The organism is Streptomyces sp. NPDC002884 (assembly GCF_040295245.1).
In the GTDB taxonomy this organism is placed as follows: Bacteria; Actinomycetota; Actinomycetes; order Streptomycetales; family Streptomycetaceae; genus Streptomyces.
The window spans coordinates 234,212-257,027 of sequence record NZ_JBEOVB010000008.1 but is presented as its reverse complement, the minus strand read 5'-3'; the positions used below and the strand labels follow the sequence as shown (position 1 = coordinate 257,027).

At 68.4% G+C, this 22,816-nt stretch carries 20 protein-coding genes; 9 read left to right on the top strand and 11 right to left on the bottom strand.

Annotation, left to right across the window (positions count from 1 at the left end; all coding sequences use genetic code 11):
• Positions 1-4: 4 nt before the first annotated feature.
• The 7 genes from gyrA to dnaA form a co-directional block, all read right to left on the bottom strand.
• Entirely contained in the window at positions 5-2,599 is a 2,595-nt protein-coding gene (gyrA, locus tag ABT070_RS19475) for a DNA gyrase subunit A (RefSeq protein ID WP_351761968.1), read from the bottom strand.
• A gap of 42 nt (positions 2,600-2,641) precedes the next feature.
• Positions 2,642-4,726 (bottom strand): DNA topoisomerase (ATP-hydrolyzing) subunit B, encoded by a 2,085-nt coding sequence (gyrB, locus tag ABT070_RS19470; RefSeq protein WP_351761965.1) that lies wholly within the window; start codon positions 4,724-4,726, stop codon positions 2,642-2,644.
• A gap of 374 nt (positions 4,727-5,100) precedes the next feature.
• Positions 5,101-5,637, bottom strand: a complete 537-nt coding sequence (locus ABT070_RS19465) for a DciA family protein (RefSeq protein ID WP_351761964.1) — start codon at positions 5,635-5,637, stop codon at positions 5,101-5,103.
• Positions 5,634-6,755 carry a DNA replication/repair protein RecF gene (gene recF, locus ABT070_RS19460; RefSeq protein ID WP_351761961.1) on the bottom strand — a complete coding sequence of 374 codons (1,122 nt, stop codon included), beginning with the start codon at positions 6,753-6,755 and terminating at the stop codon, positions 5,634-5,636. The genes ABT070_RS19465 and recF overlap by 4 nt, the downstream gene beginning before the upstream one ends.
• Before the next feature lie 52 nt (positions 6,756-6,807).
• Positions 6,808-7,683 carry a phosphogluconate dehydrogenase (NAD(+)-dependent, decarboxylating) gene (gnd, locus tag ABT070_RS19455; RefSeq protein WP_351761959.1) on the bottom strand — a complete coding sequence of 292 codons (876 nt, stop codon included), beginning with the start codon at positions 7,681-7,683 and terminating at the stop codon, positions 6,808-6,810.
• Positions 7,684-7,886: 203 nt separating this feature from the next.
• Positions 7,887-9,017 (bottom strand): DNA polymerase III subunit beta, encoded by a 1,131-nt coding sequence (gene dnaN / locus ABT070_RS19450; protein WP_351761957.1) that lies wholly within the window; start codon positions 9,015-9,017, stop codon positions 7,887-7,889.
• 1,256 nt (positions 9,018-10,273) lie between these two features.
• Positions 10,274-12,286: a chromosomal replication initiator protein DnaA gene (gene dnaA, locus ABT070_RS19445; protein WP_351761954.1), complete on the bottom strand. Its 2,013-nt coding sequence runs from the start codon at positions 12,284-12,286 to the stop codon at positions 10,274-10,276.
• 377 nt (positions 12,287-12,663) lie between these two features.
• Between dnaA and rpmH the strand changes: the two genes are divergently transcribed.
• The 9 genes from rpmH to ABT070_RS19400 all read left to right on the top strand — a co-directional run bounded on the left by rpmH (position 12,664) and on the right by ABT070_RS19400 (position 19,567).
• Positions 12,664-12,801: a 50S ribosomal protein L34 gene (gene rpmH, locus ABT070_RS19440; protein WP_020130646.1), complete on the top strand. Its 138-nt coding sequence runs from the start codon at positions 12,664-12,666 to the stop codon at positions 12,799-12,801.
• A 21-nt stretch (positions 12,802-12,822) separates the two neighbouring features.
• On the top strand, positions 12,823-13,194 hold the full coding sequence (rnpA, locus tag ABT070_RS19435; RefSeq protein WP_078615780.1) for a ribonuclease P protein component: 372 nt from the start codon (positions 12,823-12,825) through the stop codon (positions 13,192-13,194).
• The gene (gene yidD / locus ABT070_RS19430; protein WP_171398265.1) at positions 13,191-13,550 is read left to right on the top strand and encodes a membrane protein insertion efficiency factor YidD; all 360 of its coding nucleotides are present in this window, start codon (positions 13,191-13,193) and stop codon (positions 13,548-13,550) included. The genes rnpA and yidD overlap by 4 nt, the downstream gene beginning before the upstream one ends.
• A gap of 3 nt (positions 13,551-13,553) precedes the next feature.
• Positions 13,554-14,837, top strand: a complete 1,284-nt coding sequence (gene yidC, locus ABT070_RS19425) for a membrane protein insertase YidC (RefSeq protein ID WP_351761949.1) — start codon at positions 13,554-13,556, stop codon at positions 14,835-14,837.
• A 15-nt stretch (positions 14,838-14,852) separates the two neighbouring features.
• A complete protein-coding gene (locus ABT070_RS19420; RefSeq protein ID WP_351761946.1) occupies positions 14,853-15,365 on the top strand; it encodes a Jag family protein in 513 nt (170 codons plus the stop codon).
• A 118-nt stretch (positions 15,366-15,483) separates the two neighbouring features.
• Positions 15,484-16,200 carry a 16S rRNA (guanine(527)-N(7))-methyltransferase RsmG gene (rsmG, locus tag ABT070_RS19415; protein ID WP_351761944.1) on the top strand — a complete coding sequence of 239 codons (717 nt, stop codon included), beginning with the start codon at positions 15,484-15,486 and terminating at the stop codon, positions 16,198-16,200.
• Between the two features lie 250 nt (positions 16,201-16,450).
• Positions 16,451-17,524, top strand: coding sequence for an AAA family ATPase (locus tag ABT070_RS19410; RefSeq protein WP_171402114.1), 1,074 nt, complete (start codon positions 16,451-16,453; stop codon positions 17,522-17,524).
• On the top strand, positions 17,521-18,621 hold the full coding sequence (locus tag ABT070_RS19405) for a ParB/RepB/Spo0J family partition protein (protein ID WP_351761941.1): 1,101 nt from the start codon (positions 17,521-17,523) through the stop codon (positions 18,619-18,621). The genes ABT070_RS19410 and ABT070_RS19405 overlap by 4 nt, the downstream gene beginning before the upstream one ends.
• 328 nt (positions 18,622-18,949) lie before the next feature.
• Positions 18,950-19,567 carry a GNAT family N-acetyltransferase gene (locus ABT070_RS19400; RefSeq protein WP_351761938.1) on the top strand — a complete coding sequence of 206 codons (618 nt, stop codon included), beginning with the start codon at positions 18,950-18,952 and terminating at the stop codon, positions 19,565-19,567.
• A gap of 90 nt (positions 19,568-19,657) precedes the next feature.
• On the opposite strand, the gene trxA is transcribed toward ABT070_RS19400, so the two are convergent.
• The 4 genes from trxA to sigM form a co-directional block, all read right to left on the bottom strand.
• A complete protein-coding gene (gene trxA, locus ABT070_RS19395; protein ID WP_351761935.1) occupies positions 19,658-19,990 on the bottom strand; it encodes a thioredoxin in 333 nt (110 codons plus the stop codon).
• A 41-nt stretch (positions 19,991-20,031) separates the two neighbouring features.
• Positions 20,032-21,000 (bottom strand): thioredoxin-disulfide reductase, encoded by a 969-nt coding sequence (gene trxB, locus ABT070_RS19390; protein WP_351761933.1) that lies wholly within the window; start codon positions 20,998-21,000, stop codon positions 20,032-20,034.
• Positions 21,001-21,177: 177 nt separating this feature from the next.
• A complete protein-coding gene (locus ABT070_RS19385; RefSeq protein ID WP_351761931.1) occupies positions 21,178-22,089 on the bottom strand; it encodes an anti-sigma factor family protein in 912 nt (303 codons plus the stop codon).
• Positions 22,086-22,811 (bottom strand): RNA polymerase sigma factor SigM, encoded by a 726-nt coding sequence (gene sigM, locus ABT070_RS19380; RefSeq protein ID WP_351761928.1) that lies wholly within the window; start codon positions 22,809-22,811, stop codon positions 22,086-22,088. The genes ABT070_RS19385 and sigM overlap by 4 nt, the downstream gene beginning before the upstream one ends.
• Positions 22,812-22,816 lie beyond the last annotated feature (5 nt).

The window sequence follows — 22,816 nt, the reverse complement described above, 5'->3', positions numbered from 1 at the left end:
CGTGCTACTCGGACGAGGGCGACTCACCCTCGTCCGTGCCGGTGGTCGTGGCTGCCTCGGCGGGCTCGTCCACGGCGACCTCGCCGTCGACCTCCTCCGCCTCGCGCCCCGCCTCGGCGTTACGTGCGATACCGACGACGGCATCGCGCTTGCCCAGGTTGATCAGTTGGACGCCCATGGTGTCACGGCCCGTCTCCCTGACCTCGTTGACTCGCGTACGAATCACACCGCCGGACAGCGTGATGGCGAGGATCTCGTCGGTCTCCTCGACCACCAGCGCGCCGACGAGCGAGCCGCGATCCTCGACGATCTTGGCAGCCTTGATACCCAGGCCGCCGCGACCCTGGACGCGGTACTCGTCGACGGCGGTCCGCTTCGCGTACCCGCCGTCTGTGGCAGTGAACACGAACGTACCGGGTCGAACAACATTCATCGAGAGCAGCTGGTCTCCCTCACGGAAGCTCATGCCCTTGACACCCGAGGTGGCACGGCCCATGGGCCGCAGGGATTCGTCCGTGGCGGTGAACCGGATCGACTGCGCCTTCTTGCTGATCAGAAGCAGATCGTCGTCGGCCGAAACGAGTTCGGCTCCGATCAGTTCGTCGTCGGAACCGTCCTCCGTCTCACGGAGGTTGATCGCGATGACACCACCGGCACGCGGCGAATCGTAATCCTTCAGAGGCGTCTTCTTGACCAGTCCGCCCTTGGTGGCCAGAACCAGGTAGGGCGCCGCCTCGTAGTCGCGGATCGCGAGGATCTCGGCGATCGCCTCGTCCGGCTGGAAGGCGAGCAGGTTCGCGACGTGCTGGCCACGCGCGTCGCGGCCGGCGTCGGGCAGCTCGTACGCCTTCGCCCGGTACACACGGCCCTTGTTGGTGAAGAACAGCAGCCAGTGGTGCGTGGTGGAGACGAAGAAGTGGTCGACGATGTCGTCTTCCTTGAGCTTCGCCCCGCGCACCCCCTTGCCGCCGCGCTTCTGGGAGCGGTAGTCGTCCGCCTTCGTGCGCTTGACGTAGCCACCGCGCGAGATGGTGACGACGATGTCCTCCTCGGCGATCAGGTCCTCGATGGACATGTCGCCGTCGTAGGGCACCAGCATCGTCTTGCGGTCGTCGCCGTACTTCTCGACGATCGCGGCCAGTTCCTCGCTCACGATGCCGCGCTGGCGGACCGGCGAGGCCAGGATCGCGTTGTACTCGGTGATCTTCGCCTGGAGCTCGTCGTGCTCCTGGATGATCTTCTGGCGCTCCAGGGCGGCCAGTCGGCGCAGCTGCATCTCGAGGATGGCGTTGGCCTGGATCTCGTCGATCTCCAGGAGCGCCATCAGGCCCGTGCGCGCGATGTCGACGGTGTCGCTGCGCCGGATCAGCGCGATGACCTCGTCGATGGCGTCCAGGGCCTTCAGCAGGCCGCGCAGGATGTGCGCCCGCTCCTCGGCCTTGCGCAGCCGGAAGCGCGTACGGCGGACGATGACCTCGATCTGGTGCGTCACCCAGTGGCGGATGAACGCGTCGAGGGACAGGGTGCGCGGGACGCCGTCGACCAGGGCGAGCATGTTCGCGCCGAAGTTCGACTGCAGGTCCGTGTGCTTGTAGAGGTTGTTCAGGACGACCTTGGCGACCGCGTCCCGCTTCAGGACGATGACCAGGCGCTGGCCGGTGCGCGACGACGTCTCGTCACGGACGTCCGCGATACCGCCGACCTTGCCGTCCTTCACCAGGTCGGCGATCTTCTGCGCGAGGTTGTCGGGGTTGACCTGGTAGGGCAGTTCCGTGACCACCAGGCACTGGCGGTTCTGGATCTCCTCGACCGCGACGACCGCCCGCATGGTGATGGAGCCGCGGCCCGTGCGGTATGCCTCCTCGATGCCCTTGCGCCCGACGACGAGCGCGCCGGTCGGGAAGTCGGGGCCCTTGATGCGCTCGATGAGGGCGTCCAGCAGCTCCTCGTGCGAGGCTTCCGGGTTCTCCAGGTACCACTGGGCGCCGGCCGCGACCTCGCGCAGGTTGTGCGAGGGGATGTTGGTCGCCATGCCGACCGCGATACCGGCCGAGCCGTTGATCAGCAGGTTCGGGAAGCGGGCCGGCAGGACGGTCGGCTCCTGGGAGCGGCCGTCGTAGTTGTCCGTGAAGTCGACGGTCTCCTCGTCGATGTCGCGGACCATCTCCATGGACAGCGGCATCATCTTGCACTCGGTGTACCGCATGGCGGCCGCCGGGTCGTTGCCGGGAGAGCCGAAGTTGCCGTTGGAGTCCACCAGCGGCATCCGCATCGACCAGTGCTGCGCGAGGCGGACCAGCGCGTCGTAGATCGAGGAGTCGCCGTGCGGGTGGTAGTTGCCCATGACGTCGCCGACGACGCGGGCACACTTGTAGAAGCCCTTCTCGGGCCGGTAGCCGCCGTCGTACATGGCGTACAGGACGCGGCGGTGGACGGGCTTGAGGCCGTCCCGCACGTCCGGCAGCGCACGGGAGACGATGACGGACATCGCGTAGTCGAGGTACGAGCGCTGCATCTCCGTCTCGAGCCCGACGGGCTCGATGCGCATCACGACGTCGCCGCCCTCTTCAGGGGTGACGGGAGTGTTCTCGTCGGTCATTGCTGGTGAGGATCCTTTCTGATGCGGTCAGCTGAGACCGACTCAGATGTCGAGGAAACGGACGTCCTTGGCGTTGCGCTGGATGAAGGCGCGACGCGCTTCGACGTCCTCGCCCATCAGGACCGAGAACAGGTCGTCGGCCTGGGCGGCGTCGTCGAGGGTGACCTGGCCGAGGACCCGGTGCTCCTGGTCCATGGTGGTGATGCGCAGCTCCTCGGCGTTCATCTCGCCGAGGCCCTTGAAGCGCTGGATCGAGTCCTCGCGCACGCGCTTGCCGCGCTGGCGGCCCATCTCGAGCAGCGCGTCGCGCTCCCGGTCGGAGTACGCGTACTCGATGTCCTCCCGGCCCCACTTGATCTTGTAGAGCGGGGGGCGGGAGAGGAACACGTGCCCGGCCTCGACCAGCGGCCGCATGAAGCGGAACAGGAAGGTCAGCAGCAGGGTGTTGATGTGCTGGCCGTCGACGTCGGCGTCCGCCATCAGGATGATCTTGTGATAGCGGAGCTTGGAGATGTCGAAGTCCTCGTGCACACCGGTGCCGAAGGCGGAGATCAGCGCCTGGATCTCCTGGTTCTGCAGGATCTTGTCGATCCGCGCCTTCTCGACGTTGAGGATCTTGCCCCGGATCGGGAGGATCGCCTGGTACTGCGGGTTGCGGCCGGACTTGGCCGAACCGCCGGCGGAGTCACCCTCGACGATGAAGATCTCGCACTTGATGGGGTCGTTCGACTGACAGTCGGAGAGCTTGCCCGGCAGGGACGCCGACTCCAGCAGGCCCTTGCGGCGGGTCAGGTCGCGGGCCTTGCGGGCCGCCACGCGCGCGGTGGCCGCCTGGATGCCCTTGCGGACGATGTCCGCCGCCTCCACCGGGTTGCGGTCCAGCCAGTCGTTGAGGTGCTCGTAGACCGCCTTCTGGACGAAGGTCTTCGCCTCCGTGTTGCCCAGCTTGGTCTTCGTCTGGCCCTCGAACTGGGGCTCGCTCAGCTTGACGGAGATGATCGCGGTCAGACCCTCGCGGATGTCGTCACCCGTGAGGTTGTCGTCCTTCTCGCGCAGCAGCTTCTTGTCACGCGCGTACTTGTTGACCAGGTTCGTCAGCGCCGAACGGAAGCCCTCTTCGTGCGTACCGCCCTCATGCGTGTGGATGATGTTGGCGAAGGAGTACACGCCCTCGCTGTAACCGCTGTTCCACTGCATGGCGACTTCGAGGGAGAGGCTCTTCTCCCTGTCCTCCGCCTCGAGGTCGATCACCGTCGGGTGCACCGCTTCGCCCTTGCGGGAGTTGAGGTACTTCACGAAGTCGACGATGCCGCCCTCGTAGTGGTACGTGACGGTCTTGACCTCGTCCTTCTCGTCCGCACCCGCCTCGTCCGCCCCGGCGGTGGCCTTCGCCGACTCGCGCTCGTCGGTGAGTTTGATCGTCAGACCCTTGTTGAGGAACGCCATCTCCTGGAAGCGCCGCGAGAGCGTCTCGAAGGAGTACTCCGTGGTCTCGAAGATGTCGGCGTCGGCCCAGAAGGTGACCGACGTGCCCGTCTCCTCCGTGGCCTCCTGCTTGACGAGCGGGGCCGTCGGGACGCCCATCTTGTAGTCCTGCGTCCAGCGGTGGCCGTCGGTCCTGACCTCGACCGCCACCTTGCTCGACAGGGCGTTCACGACCGAGACGCCGACGCCGTGCAGACCACCGGAGACCGCGTAGCCGCCGCCGCCGAACTTGCCGCCCGCGTGCAGCACGGTCAGCACGACCTCGAGGGCCGGCTTGCCCTCGGACGCCACGATGCCCACCGGGATACCGCGCCCGTTGTCGATGACGCGGACACCGCCGTCGGGGAGGATCGTGATGTCGATGGTGTCCGCGTGGCCGGCCAGCGCCTCGTCGACCGAGTTGTCGACGACCTCGTACACGAGGTGGTGCAGGCCGCGCTCGCCGGTCGAACCGATGTACATACCGGGTCGCTTACGGACCGCGTCCAGACCCTCGAGGACGGTAATGGCGCTGGCGTCGTACGAGGTGGTGACCTCGCTGGTCGAGGCGGCTGCCCCGCCGCTCGCGCCGGCGTCGGTGGACGGGATGTTCTCGTTGGGGTTGCCGGAATCGGCCACGAAGCGCCCTTTCTGGCACAGCACCAGCCAGGCTCGTCGGCAGGTTGCCGGAGCGGCTGCGGCATGTTGCGTTGGTAAGCCTTAATCAGCGTTGCTCAGCTTCTCCCGGGCGGTCCCCACGTTCGGGGCGGGATTGGCTTCCAGTCTACCGGTAGCACTGACACTGATGGGGGTTTGCCGGTACCTGAGTCCGCATGTGCCGCCCTCAACCGGTCTCTTCCGGGTCCCGATATACGGAAGGGGGCTCCAAGAGGCTCACGGAGGCACTCAGCGCTTCCGGGCGTCAACCCTTGGCTACTTGGGAGTCACGTCCGGATTCGCACCCGCACGCAGGCACACGACACAAAGGCCGGGCGGTCCCCACGGGACCTTCCCGGCCTTGAAAAGCGTGACGCACGTCACCCGTAGGTATCGCCGGGACCCGTGCTCCCAGGGGCCCTGAGGGGGCCGTAGCGCCGCACGGGACCGCTGGGACCGAGCACCTTGATCAGCACCACCGCCCCATGACCCAGGTCCTCGTTGAGGCGGGCGACCAACGTCGGCGCGAGCAGCCGCAGGTTCGTCGCCCAGGCCGTCGAGTCACAGCGCACGATCAGCGTCCGCTCGTCCTCGTCGTACTTCTCGGGCACGCAGTGCTTGGCCACGTCCTCGCCGACGATCTGCGGCCACCGGCCCATCACACCGCCCACCGCCGCCGGCGCCTCCCACCCGCGCTCGGTGAGCAGCCGGTTGATCGCCGCGCCCAGCGCCATCGGGTCGCGGCCGTCGGCGCGCGCGCCGGAGCGCAGGCCGCCCCCACGCCGTGCCTGCTTCTTCTGCTGCGCCGCGTCCCCACGCGCGCGTGCCTGTTCGCGGGCCGCCTTGAGCGCCACCCGCGCGAGGTCGACGCCGGACGGCTCGGGGCCCCGCTTCTCGGCGGGCTCGTCGGCGGTCATACGCGCTCCACCGTCCCCTCGGCCACGGCATACCTGGCACCCGCCAGCACATGCGGTACGTCGTCGTCGACCGCCGCCGTCACCAGTACCTGCTCGCCGGGCGCCACCAGCTCGGCCAGCCGTTCCCGCCGACGGACGTCCAGCTCGGCGAAGACGTCGTCCAGGACCAGCACCGGCTCGTTGCCCTCGGCCCGCAGCAGGTCGTACGAGGCCAGCCGCAGCGCCAGCGCGTACGACCAGGACTCGCCGTGGGAGGCGTACCCCTTGGCGGGCAGCTGACCGAGTCTGAGAACCACGTCGTCGCGATGCGGGCCCGCCAGGGTCACGCCCCGCTCGATCTCCTGCTTGCGGACGTCCGCGAGCGCGGCCATCAGCTGCCCGTAAAGGTCCTCACGCGTGTGTGCCTCACCGGGCGCGGACGGCTTGTACTCCAGGGCCACAGGACCGCCGCCGGGCGCCAGCTGCTCGTACGCCTTGTCGGCGAGCGGCTGGATCGCGGCGATCAGGTCGAGGCGCTGGGCGAGCAGCTCGGCGCCCACGCGCGCGAGGTGCTGGTCCCACACGTCGAGGGTCGACAGGTCCATGGAGCGGCCACCGTGCCGTCGCGCGAGCGCGGCCGACTTCAGGAGCGTGTTGCGCTGCTTGAGCACCCGCTCGTAATCCGAGCGCACACCCGCCATCCGCGGGGAGCGCGCGGTGATCAGCTCGTCGAGGAAGCGGCGCCGCTCACCGGGATCGCCCTTGATCAGCGCGAGGTCCTCGGGCGCGAACAGCACGGTCCGTACGATGCCCAGCACGTCACGGGGCCTGACCTGCGAGGACCTGTTGATGCGGGCACGGTTGGCCTTGCCGGGATTCAGCTCCAGCTCGACCAGCTGCTGCCGCTCGCCCTGTCTGATCTGCGCCCGGACGATCGCGCGGTCGGCGCCCATGCGGACCAGGGGCGCGTCCGAGGCGACCCGGTGGCTGCCGAGGGTGGCGAGGTAGCCGACGGCCTCGACGAGGTTCGTCTTGCCCTGCCCGTTGGGGCCCACGAACGAGGTGACGCCCGGGTCGAGCGGAACCTCGACCCGGGCGTACGAGCGGAAGTCGGCCAGCGACAGATGCGTGACGTGCATGGTCGTTCGCCGACCTCCCCCAGCGTTGTGGATCGCGGGGCGACCCTGTGGACTACTTCTTCTCGACCGCGTGGCCGCCGAACTGGTTGCGCAGCGCGGCGATCATCTTCATCTGCGGCGAGTCCTCCTGGCGGGAGGCGAACCGCGCGAACAGCGACGCCGTGATGGCGGGCAGCGGTACGGCGTTGTCGATGGCGGCCTCGACCGTCCAACGGCCCTCGCCGGAGTCCTGCGCGAAGCCGCGCAGCTTGTCGAGGTGCTCGTCCTCGTCGAGGGCGTTGACGGCCAGGTCGAGCAGCCAGGACCGGATGACCGTGCCCTCCTGCCAGGAGCGGAAGACCTCGCGCACGTCCGTGACGGAGTCGACCTTCTCCAGCAGCTCCCAGCCCTCGGCGTAGGCCTGCATCATGGCGTACTCGATGCCGTTGTGGACCATCTTCGCGAAGTGGCCGGCGCCGACCTTGCCGGCGTGCACCGCGCCGAAGTCGCCCTCGGGCTTGAGCGCGTCGAAGACGGGCTGCACCTTGGCCACGTGCTCCGCGTCGCCGCCGTACATCAGCGCGTAGCCGTTCTCCAGGCCCCAGACGCCGCCGGAGACTCCGCAGTCCACGAAGCCGATGCCCTTGGCCGCCAGCTCCTCGGCGTGCTTCTCGTCGTCCGTCCAGCGGGAGTTGCCGCCGTCCACGACGACGTCGCCCGGCTCCAGCAGCTCGGCGAGCTCGTCCACGGTCGACTGGGTGGCGGCGCCTGCCGGGACCATCACCCAGACCACGCGCGGGCCCTTGAGCTTGCCCACGAGCTCTTGGAGGCTGTGGACATCGGCGAGGTCCGGGTTGCGGTCGTATCCGACGACGGTGTGGCCGGCGCGGCGGATGCGCTCGCGCATGTTGCCGCCCATCTTGCCGAGGCCGATGAGACCGAGCTCCATCAGTTGTTCCTTAGGTCGCTGTGTGGCGTGTGGGGCACTCTCGTACCCATGTCCGAGCCTAAACCCGGACGGTCACGCACACCTGTGGGCATACGCGCTCAGACGTACGACCCCACCTGGGGGTTCACCGATGGCTTCTCCCCAGGGACCGCCCCGGTCGTCCACGGCCTGTGGACGACCGGTCGGATCACACGGCGCCGGCGTCAGCCGCTGAGGCGCACCGGCATGATCAGGTACTTGTAGGCCTCGTCCGCCTCCGCGTCCAGCGCCGGCTTGCCGCTGAGCAGCGCAGGCTTCGTGGACGTCGTGAAGGACAGCTGGGCGACCGGGGAGTCGATGGCGCTCAGCCCGTCCAGCAGGAAGGTCGGGTTGAAGGCGATCGAGATGTCGTCGCCCTCGAGCTGGGCGTCGACCCGCTCCACAGCCTGTGCGTCGTCGCTGGAGCCGGCCTCCAGGATGAGCACGCCCTGCTCGAAGCTGAGCCGCACCGGGGTGTTGCGCTCGGCGACCAGGGCCACCCGCTTGACGGCCTCCACGAAGGGGGCGGTCTCGATCACGGCGACGGAGTTGAACTCGGTCGGGAACAGCGTGCGGTACTTCGGGAGGTCGCCCTCCAGGAGGCGGGTCGTCGTACGCCGTCCCGCGCCCTCGAAACCGATCAGGCCCTCGCCCGAGCCGGATCCGGACAGCGCCAGGATGACGCTGTCGCCGCTCGTGAGCGCCTTGGCGGTGTCCAGGAGCGTCTTGGCGGGCACCAGGGCGACCGCGGAGGCCTCCGGGTTCTCCGGCTTCCACAGGAACTCGCGGACCGCGAAGCGGTAGCGGTCGGTGGAGGCCAGCGTGACCGTGTCGCCCTCGATCTCGATGCGCACACCGGTGAGCACCGGCAGCGTGTCGTCACGGCCGGCCGCGATGGCGACCTGGGCGGCGGCGGAGGCGAAGACCTCGCCGGGGACCGTGCCCGTCGCGTTCGGCATCTGCGGCAGGGACGGGTACTCCTCCACAGGCAGTGTGTGGAGGGTGAAGCGCGAGGAGCCGCAGACCACCGTCGCCCGTACACCGTCTGTGGAGATCTCCACCGGGCGGTTGGGCAGGGCGCGGCAGATGTCCGCGAGCAGCCGGCCGGAGACGAGGACCGTGCCCTCCTCCTCGACCTCGGTGTCCACGGAAACCCGCGCGGACACCTCGTAGTCGAAGCTGGACAGGCTCAGCTGGCCGTTCTCCGCCTTCAGCAGCAGGCCGGCGAGGACAGGCGCCGGCGGACGGGCCGGGAGGCTGCGTGCCGCCCAGGCCACGGCCTCCGCGAGTACGTCGCGTTCCACCCGGATCTTCACTCTTGCCGCCTCCTGCTGTTGCCGGCGCTTCTCGCCCTGCCTGGCCTTCGTCGTCTGTCTCGGTGTGGTCGGCCCCGGTGAGGGGCAGGACCAACGGGGACCAGTCTGACGCACCGCACTGACAGTCGGTGCCCCTCGGGGTCAAGTCGTGACGAGGGGCAGTCGGGCACCGAGGAGCGAGTTGTGCACAGGACCCCCTTCTAAACGGATTTCTCGCTCTCTCTAGTCGGGAGTAGTAGTAGGGGCTGTGGATACGGTGGATAACCCTGTTTTCGCAGGTCAGAGGCCAAATTTTATCCACTGGCCCTGTGGGCGGAGGCGGTGGACAACTAGGGCCTTCTGTGGAGAACAGAAAGTTCTGCACACACCGTGCACAGGCTGAGGCGAGTTCTCCCCAGCGGCGTCCCCAGGTTTACCCACGTTTCCCACAGGCCAACCCGGCACCTTCGTGTGACGCCTTTCACTCGACTCGGTGAGGAGGCGCGTCGTGTTGCCGAACAGTGGACAGACATGTGGAGAAGCCCGAGATCGCTGGGGACAACGGGCCCCAGCTTGTGGGTTGCCGGTGGACAACTTCGTGCACAGCCTGTGGATCATTTTTTTGTCCACACCCTGTGGACATCCTTCGTCCACGAATCCACAGCCAGGTGACCTGGTCCGATGGTCCCGCACCGGGAGCGCCTGTGGACACAGTCTGGACAACTTCCCGGTCCCCAGGGTGTGGACGGGAAAAAGTCGCCGAATCTGTGGAGAGTGGCCGTAACCCGGCCGGTAATCGAACAACGGGTGAGCGGTGGAGGGCCGTTGCCGACCGCGGTTCGGTCGGGGCCGGGTGCCGTTCGGCGCGGATTCGGCGCGGATCGGCGGCGGACTCGGGGCGGGACCGGCCTCGGATCCGCGCCGAATCCACCTCGGATCGGCCCGGATCGGCGCTGGAGCAGCCGGGGATCGCCTCGGATCGGGCCCGCGGTCAAGCCGATCAAGCCCGGGTTCGGCCGACGTAGGACCGCGTCTCCGCCCTCCCTGCACCCGGTCCTGTAGTCCCCCGCCTCCCGACCCCCCGCCCACTGCCGCCTCGCGTCCCCCGCCCGCTGCCGCCTCCCGTCCTCGGACCGCGCCGCTGCGGCCTCGCGCCCCGTCCCGGTGCCCCGGTGTCCCCGTGTCCGGCCCGGGAACGGCGGAGGGCGCCCCCGGATCTCCCTCCGGGGGCGCCCTCTGTGGCGTCGGTGACGTCTGTGACGCGTTCTGCGGTGCCGTCAGCCGTTCTTGATGCGGTTGGTCAGCTCGGTCACCTGGTTGTAGATCGAGCGCCGCTCCGCCATCAGATTGCGGATCTTGCGGTCCGCGTGCATGACCGTCGTGTGGTCACGGCCGCCGAACAGCGCGCCGATCTTCGGCAGCGAAAGGTCCGTCAGCTCGCGGCACAGGTACATGGCGATCTGCCGGGCCGTCACCAGCGCCCGCCCGCGCGAGGTGCCGCACAGGTCCTCGACCGTCAGCCCGAAGTAGTCGGCGGTGGCGCCCATGATGGCCGTCGAGGTGATCTCGGGGGCGGAGTCCTCGCCACCGGGGATCAGGTCCTTCAGGACGATCTCCGTCAGGCCCAGGTCCACCGGCTGCCGGTTGAGCGACGCGAACGCCGTCACCCGGATCAGCGCGCCCTCCAGCTCGCGGATGTTGCGCGAGATCCGGGACGCGATGAACTCCAGCACCTCCGGCGGGGCGTTCAGCTGCTCCTGTACCGCCTTCTTGCGGAGGATCGCGATCCGCGTCTCCAGCTCGGGCGGCTGCACATCGGTGATCAGGCCCCACTCGAAACGGTTCCGCAGCCGGTCCTCCAGCGTGACCAGCTGCTTGGGCGGCCGGTCGCTGGACAGCACGATCTGCTTGTTGGCGTTGTGGAGCGTGTTGAAGGTGTGGAAGAACTCCTCCTGCGTCGACTCCTTGTCCGCGAGGAACTGGATGTCGTCGACGAGCAGGATGTCCATCTCGCGGTACCGCTTGCGGAAGCTGTCGCCCTTGCCGTCGCGGATGGAGTTGATGAACTCGTTGGTGAACTCCTCGGAGCTCACGTAGCGCACGCGCGTGCCCGGGTAGAGGCTCCGCGCGTAGTGCCCGATGGCGTGCAGCAGGTGCGTCTTGCCGAGACCCGACTCCCCGTAGATGAACAGCGGGTTGTAGGCCTTCGCGGGGGCCTCGGCGACGGCGACGGCGGCCGCGTGCGCGAACCGGTTGGAGGCGCCGATGACGAACGTGTCGAAGAGGTACTTCGGGTTGAGGCGTGCCGTCGGCTCACCGGGGCCGGGCGTCGGCGAGGACGGCTTGGCCGACTGCCCGGGCCCACCGGAGCCGGGCTGGCCGGGGCCGCCGCGGTGCGGATGACCGGGGCCCGCCGACGGGTCGGACAGCTCCCGCCGGCCGGTGTCGCGCTGGTCGTAGTCGGAGCGCGAAGGCTCGTACTCCGAGCGCTTCTGCCGGTACGGCGACGGGTCGTACGGCGGCCGCTCCATCGACTGGGGACGGTAGTCCTGCGACGGCGGGCCGTAGGAGTCCTGCTGGGGCGGGGCGCCGTACGGGGCCTGCGACGCGGGCCCGCCGTACGAGTCCTGCGACGAGGGCGACGCGTAGGGGTCGCGCTCCGGGAAGCCGAGCCGCTGCTGCTGCCAGCTGTGCTCGTCCTGCTGCGGCCGGGGCCAGGCGCCGGGTTCGGGGCGCTGGTACTCCGACGGGTACGCGGGCCGCGCGGTGGGCATCTGGTCCGGGCGCGAGCCGGGGAGCTGGTCGCCGGGCGTCGGGGGCAACTGCTCGGCGCGGTGCCGGCCGTAGCCCTCGTACTGGCCTTCGTGCGACTTGTCGTAGCCGGTGTCGTACCGGCCGTCGCCCTGACCTTCGTACCGGCTGTCCTGCCCGTCGTAGGGGCCGGCGGGGAGCTCGGCCTCCTCGTAGCGCGACTGCTGCTGCGCGGGGGGCGCCTGCGAGGCCGGGGGTTCGCCGACGGAGTCGTCGACGGTGATCGCGATGCGGATCGGTCGCCCGCACTCACGGCTCAGCGTCTCGCTGACGATCGGGGCCAGGCGGCCTTCGAGGACGCCCTTCGCGAACTCGTTCGGTACGGCGAGCAGGGCGGTGTCGGCGACCAGCGCCAGCGGCTGGCAGCGCCGGATCCAGTGTTCGTCCTTCACCTCGACACCCTGGCCGCGGCCCTCCCCGAGGAGCTGCTCCAGTACTCGTGGCCACACTGCGGCAAGATCGGCAGGCACGTCAGCCACAGGGCACGCTCTCTCGTGGGTCCCACGAACGTGTTGTTGCGGGACGGTCGGGATTCATATCGGGTGGGGGCAGGGACAAAGGAACGAATCGGAGTTCAGCCACGGTAGTCAGGGCGACGGCTACGGTTCAAGTTGTTGTCCCCAGGCTGTGGATAGTGTCTCCCGTGACCGCCGGTTTGACCGAATGGCGCAGCCGCGCGTACCGTAACCAGGTCGAGTTGTCGATGGCTGCTGCCGCCTGCCTCCGATGGGCACAGATCACGTCAGGTGATCGGGAAGCGGTGCACTCGGGCGTTTAACCGCGAGCTACCTCGTGGGCGCACGGTGACAGCCAGGACGGCACCCCGCCACCACCGATTGATTTCTGGAGCCCCCGAGTGAGCAAGCGCACCTTCCAGCCGAACAACCGTCGTCGTGCCAAGACCCACGGCTTCCGCCTGCGGATGCGCACCCGTGCCGGTCGCGCGATTCTCGCGAACCGCCGCAGCAAGGGTCGCACCAACCTGTCCGCCTGAGTCTGATCAGGTCACGACGTCGTGCTGCCTACCGAGCATCGGCTGAGGCGGCGCGAGGACTTCGCGACCGCGGTACGACGAGGTCGTCGGGCCGGCCGCCCGACCCTCGTGGTCCATCTTCGAAGCGGTGCCACGGACCCGCACGCGCCTGGGGAGAGCGCTCCCCCGACGCGTGCGGGTTTCGTCGTGAGCAAAGCCGTGGGCGGCGCGGTCGTACGCAACAAGGTGAAGCGCAGACTGCGTCATCTGATGCGCGACCGAGTCACTCTGTTCCCCCCCGGTAGCCTGGTAGTCGTACGGGCGTTGCCCGGGGCGGGCGACGCCGACCACGCACAGCTGGCCCAAGACCTGGATGCCGCCCTTCAACGGCTACTGGGAGGGGGCGCGCGATGAAGTACCCGCTGCTGGCTCTGATCAAGCTCTACCAGTGGACGATCAGTCCACTGCTCGGGCCGGTGTGCAAGTACTACCCGTCGTGCTCTCACTACGGCTTCACGGCCATCGACCGGCACGGCGCGATCAAGGGAACGGCACTTACCGCCTGGCGAATCCTGCGGTGCAATCCGTGGTCGCTCGGCGGCGTGGACCATGTTCCGCCGCGCAAGCGCCCGCGGTGGCACGAAATGTTGCGTGACGCCTGGCGTGCACGCAGGGGCGGGACCTCCGCCGCCGAAACGGCCACCGAAGAGAACCTTCCTTCTCCTTCGAGCCCGGCCGCAGAGACACCGTCCCATGCCCAAGGAGCATGATTAGTGGACACGATTGCCAGCCTCTTCAGCTTCATCACGACACCTGTCTCCTGGGTCATCGTCCAGTTCCACAAGGTGTACGGGTCCATCTTCGGCCCTGACACCGGGTGGGCCTGGGGCCTGTCCATCGTGTCCCTGGTGATTCTGATTCGTATCTGCCTGATCCCGCTCTTCGTGAAGCAGATCAAGGCGACGCGGGCCATGCAGACGCTGCAGCCCGAGATGAAGAAGATCCAGGAGCGCTACAAGAACGACAAGCAGCGTCAGTCCGAAGAGATGATGAAGCTGTACAAGGAGACGGGCACCAACCCGCTCTCCTCGTGCCTTCCCATCCTGGCGCAGTCCCCGTTCTTCTTCGCCCTCTACCACGTGCTCAACGGCATCGCCAACGGTGAAACCATTGGCGTGATCAACGAGAGCCTTCTGGCGAGCGCGCAGAAGGCGCACATCTTCGGTGCCCCGTTGGCCGCGAAGTTCACGGACAGCGCCTCGGACCTGGTGTCGTTCGACGCCTCGCTGACCAACGTCCGTATCGTCACCGCGATCATGATCGTCATGATGTCGGCGTCGCAGTTCTTCACGCAGCGCCAGCTCATGACGAAGAACGTCGACACCTCGGTGAAGACACCGTTCATGCAGCAGCAGAAGATGCTGATGTACGTCTTCCCCGTCATGTTCGCCGTCTTCGGCATCAACTTCCCCGTCGGTGTCCTCGTCTACTGGCTGACCACCAACGTGTGGACCATGGGCCAGCAGATGTACGTGATCCGCAACAACCCGACCCCGGGTTCCAAGGCTCAGGCCGCGTACCTGGAGCGTCTGTACAAGCACGTCACGCACCACGGCAAGACCCGCAGCCGCGGCGAGCGGGCCATCGTCAAGGCCATCGTGGCCAAGGGCCGCGAGCGCAACGACGCCGAGCGCAAGTTCATCAACGGTCTGACCAAGGTGGGCTTCGCCGCCCAGGCCGACGGCACCGTGATCAAGGGCGAGGCCCAGGCCGCGACCCTGGCCGAGGACGGCACGCCGACAAGCGCGGCCGCCGCCAAGCGGCAGCAGCCCAAGCGGCAGTCCAAGTCCCAGCGCCAGTCCACGGCCGCGGCGAAGGACGCCGGCGAGACCATCTCGCTGAGCAAGTCCGACGAACCGGAGGACGCCAAGCCCTCCGGAGCCGCCGGTACGGCCAAGCAGGCCGGTCCCAAGCCCAGTGGCGGAGGCCGCAGCAAGGCCCAGTCCGGGCAGCGCAAGGGCGGCCCGCAGCGCCCCAAGTCCCCGTCCAAGAAGTAAGAAGGAGCCCATCCCGTGACGGAAGGCACCACCTCCGCCGCCGCCGAGGGTGCAGACACCCTGACCCACCTGGAGCAGGAGGGCGAGATCGCGGCGGACTACCTCGAGGGTCTGTTGGACATTGCCGATCTCGACGGCGACATCGACATGGACGTCGAGGCCGACCGCGCCTCTGTGTCGATCATCAGCGACTCAGGCCCTCGTGACCTGCTGAAGCTGGTCGGCCGGGACGGCGAGGTGCTGGAGGCGCTCCAGGAACTCACGCGCCTGGCCGTGCACCGGGAGACCGGCGACCGCAGCCGGCTGATGCTGGACATCGCGGGCTACCGTGCCCAGAAGCGTGCCGAGCTCTCCGAGCTGGGTGCCAAGGCCGCGGCCGACGCGAAGAACAGCGGTGAGCCGGTCAAGCTGCAGCCGATGACGCCCTTCGAGCGCAAGGTCGTCCACGACGCGGTCAAGGTCGCCGGGCTGCGCAGCGAGTCCGAGGGCGAGGAGCCGCAGCGCTTCGTCGTCGTCCTGCCCAACTGATTCGGTACGTACGTGTCCCCGGCCCCGTCTGTTGCGCAGACGGGGCCGATCTTTGTCAGCCCGGTAGTTTCGGTGGTCGGCGCTCGCAGCGCTGATGCGGTACGGAAGGACGGTCCCCGTGACGGAGGCAGCGGAGCTCCCCCCTGCGCCTGAGGTGGCACGACAGGTATTCGGTGATCGCTTCAGTGATGCGGTCCGATACGTCGAGCTCCTGGCCGAGGCAGGCGTGCAGCGTGGGCTCATCGGCCCACGAGAGGTACCCCGCCTCTGGGAGAGGCATATGTTGAACTGCGCGGTGCTCTCCGAGGTCGTGCCCGAGGGCGTGACCGTCTGCGACGTCGGTTCGGGTGCCGGACTGCCCGGCATTCCCCTGGCGCTCGTGCGGGAGGACCTGAAGATCACCCTGCTGGAGCCGCTCCTGCGGCGGACCAACTTCCTCACCGAGGTCGTCGAGCTCCTCGGCCTGGACCATGTGACGGTCGCGCGTGGTCGTGCCGAGGAGGTCATGGGCACGATGCCGTCGGTGCATGTGGTGACCGCTCGTGCGGTGGCACCTCTGGACCGTCTGGCGACCTGGGGCATCCCGCTGCTGCGCCCTTACGGCGAGATGCTCGCCCTCAAGGGCGACGCCGCCGAGGAAGAGCTGAAGAGCGCGTCCACCGCACTGAGCAAGCTCGGAGCCGTGGGCACCTCGATCCTGCATGTGGGTGAGGGCGTGGTGGATCCGCTGTCCACGGTGGTGCGGGTCGAGGTCGGTGAGAGCCCGGGTGGTGTGAGGTTCGCCGCAAAGCGTGCCAAGGCCGCACGTACAAGTCGCACGCGGCGGCGCCGCTGAGACGTACTCCACACAAGCTGCCAAACCTACGCATCACGGAGTGTCGCGAGGGGTCCGGCCGCCGTCGCTGTGCATCGTGTTTCACGTGAAACGTCGCTCTCTGCTCCACGGCATCATCAGCCGCGGCCGCGCCGCAGCCGAACCCCGCGACCGCAAGCCTCTCGGTTCACTCGATGAGAGACGGGAGTTGTCCACAGAGGTGGATTTCTCCACAGAACAACAGGCCTCACTGGTTCACCACCCCGAAGCCATGGGAGGCTCTGTTCATTGCGAGCCTGAAGTCGAGGAGAGTGAATCCTTGCGGTCCGACGCCAACATCGCGGGACCGATGACCGATCCGGTCCCCGGTCCCCGTACCGAGTCCTTTGGGGAGGATGTTTCACGTGAAACACCGCCCCCGATGGACGACACCCCGATCGGTCGTGCTGCCCAACTCGCGGTGGAGGCTCTGGGCCGCGCCGGCGAGGGCCTGCCACGTCCCGAGCAGACCCGTGTGATCGTCGTTGCCAACCAGAAGGGCGGGGTGGGCAAGACGACGACGACCGTCAACCTTGCCGCGTCTCTGGCCCTGCACGGTGGCCGGGTTCTGGTGGTCGACCTCGACCCCCAGGGCAACGCGTCCACCGCCCTGGGAATCGACCACCATGCCGAGGTTCCGTCCATCTATGACGTGCTGGTCGACAGTCGCCCGCTCGCGGAAGTCGTTCAGCCCGTTCCTGATGTGGAAGGCCTCTTCTGCGCTCCCGCCACGATCGATCTCGCCGGCGCGGAGATCGAGTTGGTGTCCCTGGTAGCGCGCGAGAGCCGCCTCCAGCGAGCGATTCAGGCCTACGAGCAGCCGCTGGACTACATTCTCATCGACTGCCCGCCGTCACTCGGCCTGTTGACCGTCAACGCGATGGTGGCCGGTGCCGAGGTCCTCATCCCCATCCAGTGCGAGTACTACGCGCTGGAAGGGCTGGGGCAGTTGCTGCGCAACGTCGATCTCGTGCGGGGACACCTCAATCCCGCCCTGCATGTGTCGACCATTCTGCTCACCATGTACGACGGCCGGACGCGCCTCGCGTCGCAGGTCGCGGAGGAGGTGCGCACCCACTTCGTGGAAGAGGTGCTGCGGACGAGCATTCCCCGCTCGGTCCGTATCTCCGAGGCGCCGAGCTATGGACAGACGGTGCTGACCTACGATCCGGGATCGAGCGGTGCTCTCTCGTACCTTGAGGCAGCACGAGAGCTGGCGCTGAGAGGTGTCGGGGTCAGCTACGACGCGACACACGCCCATATCGGCGCCCAGAACAACGCGAACATGGTGGAGGGCATTCAGTGAGTGAGCGACGGAGGGGGCTGGGCCGCGGTCTTGGCGCACTGATCCCTGCTGCCCCGACGGAGAAGACGCCGGCGCAGTCCGCGGTGGGAGGCGGAGGATCCATGTCCCCCGCAGCCGCACCGGTTCTGACGTCGGACCGCGGGGTGGCCGCGGCGAAGGTAGCCGCGCTGCTGCCTGTTTCACGTGAAACAGAGGAGCTGTCGGCAACCAGCTCCGTGGAGACGCCCGCGCCGCCCATCGGCGCCCACTTCGCCGAGATTCCCCTCGACCACATCGCGCCGAACCCGCGTCAGCCTCGTGAGGTCTTCGACGAGGACGCGCTGCACGAGCTCGTCACCTCCATCAAGGAGGTCGGACTGCTCCAGCCGGTCGTCGTACGCCAGCTGGGCCCCGCGCGCTACGAGCTCATCATGGGCGAGCGGCGTTTCCGGGCCTGCCGCGAGGCCGGCCTGGAGGCGATCCCGGCGATCGTGCGGGCCACGGACGACGAGAAGCTCCTCCTGGACGCCCTTCTGGAGAACCTCCACCGGGCCCAGCTGAACCCGCTGGAAGAGGCAGCCGCCTACGACCAGTTGCTGAAGGACTTCAACTGCACGCACGACCAGCTGGCGGACCGCATCGGTCGATCCCGTCCGCAGGTCTCCAACACGCTGCGTCTGCTGAAGCTCTCGCCGGCGGTTCAGCGCCGGGTCGCGGCCGGAGTGCTCTCCGCCGGTCACGCCCGGGCACTGCTCTCGGTCGACGACTCGGAGGAGCAGGACCGGCTGGCTCACCGCATCGTGGCCGAGGGACTTTCGGTACGGGCCGTCGAGGAGATCGTGACCCTCATGGGCTCGCGTCCGCAGACGGCTCAGCGTGCCAAGGGGCCGAGGGCCGGCGGGCGGGTCTCTCCGGCGCTGACGGACCTCGCGACCCGGCTCTCCGACCGCTTCGAAACCCGGGTGAAGGTCGACCTGGGACAGAAGAAGGGCAAGATCACCGTCGAGTTCGCTTCCATGGAGGACCTGGAGCGCATCCTCGATTCGCTCGCGCCCGGCGAAGGCCCCGTCCTGCAGAAGGGCCTCGTGGAGGGCGACGCCGAGGAGTCGGAAGACTGAGCCGTGGCCTGGCCGAGCCTGTGTCGGCCGAGGGGCATGTGAGCGAGCCGTGTCCGGTGTGTACCGGAACACGGCTCGCCCTTTGCTTTCAGGCGGTATCGATGGAATCGCATCCTGGATACGATGCGATGGGGGTTGTGGCGCATCCACCTGGCAGTACCTCGGAGCAGGAGGCGGGGGCCATGCGAACGATGAGCCGGACCGGACTGGTGAGCGCCGGGCTGGGACTGGGCGCGGTCGGCGGATTCGTCGGCAGCCTGCTCAGGGAACGGAGCGCTCTGACAGCCGCTCGCGATGCTGCGAGCGAAGGAAGCGAGGAACAGCCTTCATGGGGCGTCGGCTCGTACCGCTCACGCTGGACAACCTTCAAGACCTTCCCAAACGCTGTCGGGCGTGTGTCTTCTGGGAACTGGACCCCGTCAGCAGTGCGGCCGCGGTAAAGGCGGGCACACCGGCGCTGGAGAAGGAGTCCTGGATCTCCGCTGTCCTGTTGGACTGGGGGTCGTGCGGCCGGGTCGTCTATGTGGACGACGTTCCTGTGGGGTTTGTGCTCTACGCCCCGCCCGCCTACGTTCCCCGCTCGACGGCGTTCTCCACGAGCCCCGTGTCGCCGGACGCCGTGCAGTTGATGACCGCGTTCATCATGCCGGGGTACCAGGGGCAGGGACTTGGCCGTGTGATGGTCCAGACGGTCGCCAAGGATCTGCTGCGACGGGGCTTCAAAGCGATCGAGGCGTTCGGTGACGCACGCTGGAAGGAGCCGGCCTGTGTGCTTCCGGCCGATCACCTGCTGGCGGTGGGCTTCAAGACGGTGCGTCCTCATCCCGCTCATCCCCGGTTGAGGCTGGAGCTGCGGACGACGCTTTCCTGGAAGGAAGACGTGGAGATGGCGCTCGACCGGTTGCTGGGAGCGGTCCAGAAGGAGCCGGCGCTGCGTCCGCTCTGAAGACTTGGGCAAGAACAATGGGCCAGCCCTGAGGGGCTGGCCCATTCGTGTTTCACGTGAAACATCAGCCGTCGGCGGGACGGCTCGGCGTCACTCGGAGATGAAGGTCTCCAGGTCGCGCACGAGCGCGGCCTTCGGCTTGGCACCGACGATGGTCTTGGCGACCTCGCCGTCCTGGTAGACGTTCAGCGTCGGGATCGACATGACGCCGTACTTGGCGGCCGTACCCGGGTTCTCGTCGATGTTGAGCTTGACGATCTCGATCTTGTCGCCGTGCTCGGCCGCGATGGCCTCGAGCGAGGGAGCGATCTGGCGGCACGGGCCGCACCACTCGGCCCAGAAGTCCACCAGGACGGGCTTGTCGCTCTTGAGGACGACCTCTTCGAAGTCGGCGTCGGTCACATTCTTCAGGGTGCCGGCCACAGGGGGCTCCTTAATTCTCTGTGCGGTGGGGCGGGAGGGGGTCAGACGGAGGTCTTCTCGGGCTCGGCCTGCTCCTCGTCCGCGAGGGCGGCGAGGTAGCGCTCGGCGTCGAGAGCGGAGGAGCAGCCGGTGCCGGCCGCGGTGATCGCCTGGCGGTAGGTGTGGTCGACCACGTCGCCGGCGGCGAAGACGCCGGTCACGTTCGTCCGGGTGGAGGGCGCGACGACCTTCAGGTAGCCCTCCTCGTCCAGGTCCAGCTGACCCTTGAAGAGCTCGGTGCGCGGGTCGTGGCCGATCGCGATGAAGAGGCCGGTCACCGGGAGGTCCGAGAGCTCACCCGTCTTGAGGTTGCGCAGCTTCAGCCCGGCCAGCTTCGGGTCCCCCTCGATCTCGGCGACCTCGCTGTCCCAGACGAACTTGATCTTCGGGTCGGCGAAGGCGCGCTCCTGCATCGCCTTGGAGGCGCGCAGGGTGTCCCGGCGGTGGACGATCGTCACGGACTTGGCGAAGCGGGAGAGGAAGGTGGCCTCCTCCATCGCGGTGTCGCCGCCGCCGATCACGGCGATGTCCTGGTCCTTGAAGAAGAAGCCGTCACAGGTGGCGCACCAGGAGACACCGCGGCCGGAGAGGGCGTCCTCGTTCGGCAGGCCGAGCTTGCGGTGCTGGGAGCCGGTGGTCACGATGACGGCCTTGGCCCGGTGGATCGTGCCCGCCGTGTCCGTGACGGTCTTGATCTCACCCGTGAGGTCGACGGAGACGATGTCGTCGGGGATCAGCTCGGCGCCGAAGCGCTCGGCCTGGGCACGCATGTTGTCCATGAGCTCGGGGCCCATGATGCCGTCCTGGAAGCCGGGGAAGTTCTCCACCTCGGTGGTGTTCATCAGAGCGCCGCCCGCGGTGACGGCGCCTTCGAACACGAGCGGCTTCAGCGACGCGCGCGCGGTGTACAGCGCCGCGGTGTAGCCGGCGGGCCCGGAGCCGATGATGATCACGTTACGGACGTCGCTCACGGCTTGTTTCCTCGTCTCTGGACTGCATCGGTTGAGCGGTGGGAGCTACTTGGACTCTCACCCCACCCAACGGATCCTAAGGGGCGTGCATTCCCGGTGTGTCCGGGCACACGAAGGGACGACACCCTAGGGGTTGCAAGGGGGACGCGGCGCAGCAGCGAGACGAGACGTCGGTCGTCAGCGACGCGTGTAGGAGTGCGTCAGCAGAACCTTCGCCGGACCGGACGCCGGATGATCCACACAGGTCTTGTCAACGATGTAGGCGTCGACCCTGGTGCTGTCGGATGCGTCCGGCAGCACCACGAGCAGGGCGTCCGTCCCCTGATAGGTGCCTTCATCGGTGGCGAGGGGCGCATCGCTGCGGCCGATGCCCTGCTGTACGCACGAGGGCACCACGAGCTGCCGCAGGACCTTGGGTGAGGCGGTGCCGGGCGATGCGGCCTCGGATGTTCCCTGGATGCCCAGGCTGTGGGCGCCATGGGAGTCCGCGGCCTTGGCGAGGAGATCGGTGACCTGTCCCTCCAGCCCGCTCGCGGAGAAGGTGTCCGGCGCGGCCGACTGATGAGCCGAACTGCCCGGCCCCCCGCCGTCGGTGAGCGACGACACCAGGACGGACCCGAGTCCCAGAGCCGCAGCGGCGAGAGCCGCTCCCAGGACAGCGATCTTGCGGCGGCCGCCTCGCTTGCGGTCCTTGCGGCCGGGGCCTGTGGCGGCGTGGGCGCGCCCTGCGGGCCGGTCCGTCGCGGTCGTTGTTTCACGTGAAACGTGAAGCGCTTCGGCGTCGGTGGTGACGGCGCCGATCGTCGGTGAGGCGTCTGCGCTCTCCGGCGCCGTGGCGTTCAGCAGCGCTTCGGCGGCGAGTGCGGCGTCGATGCGGTGAGCGACATCGTCCGGCATGCGCGGGGGGCCGGGGAGGGTGCCCAGGAGGCCACGGATCTCCTCGAGGGACGCGTGGACGTCCGCGCAGAGCTCGCAGGCGTCCAGATGCCGACGTACGTCGGCGCTCCGCGGGGGAGCGAGCAGACCCTCGGTGAGGTCGGTGATCTCCGTGACGTCCGGGTGCCCGGTCGTGTCCGTCGTCGAGGTCACGCTCGCCCACCTCCGCCCTTCACAGCAGCTGAATCGCCTGTACCGGCGTTGCCCGGCCCCTCGTCCCGAGGATCCGCTGCCGGTGGGACGGATGTCCCCTGCGCCCGGTTCCGTCCTGCGCCGTTTTCTCTCGCGCCGCCGGTGCCGTCCGGCCGCAGATGAGTGAGGAGCGGCAGGAGTCTGGCTCTGCCCCGGGCGCAGCGGCTCTTCACCGTCCCGGTCGGCACGTCGAGCACGCGGGCGGCCTCGGCGACCGGGTAGCCCTGCATGTCCACGAGGACGAGGGCGGCTCGCTGGTCGGGAGGGAGAGTGCCGAGTGCTTCGAGAAGCTGGCGGTGCAGGTCGTTGCGTTCGGCGGGGGCGGACGCCGACTCGTGCGGCTCCAGCAGCTGCTCCAGCCGCTCGGTGTCGTCGACCGGTGAGGTCTTGCGGGAAGCCGCTTTGCGGGCGCGGTCCAGACAGGCGTTCACCGTGATGCGGTGCAGCCAGGTCGTGACGGCGGACTGGCCGCGGAAGGTGTGGGCGGCCCGGTAGGCGGACACGAGGGCGTCCTGGACGGCGTCAGCGGCCTCCTCGCGGTCTCCCAGCGTGCGCAGGGCCACCGCCCAGAGTCGGTCGCGGTGACGCCGTACGAGCTCACCGAAGGCGTCGGGATCGCCCTCTACGTGGCGGGTGAGGAGGTCCTGGTCGCTCGCTCCGTCATATCCGGCGCTTTCCGCCATCGGAC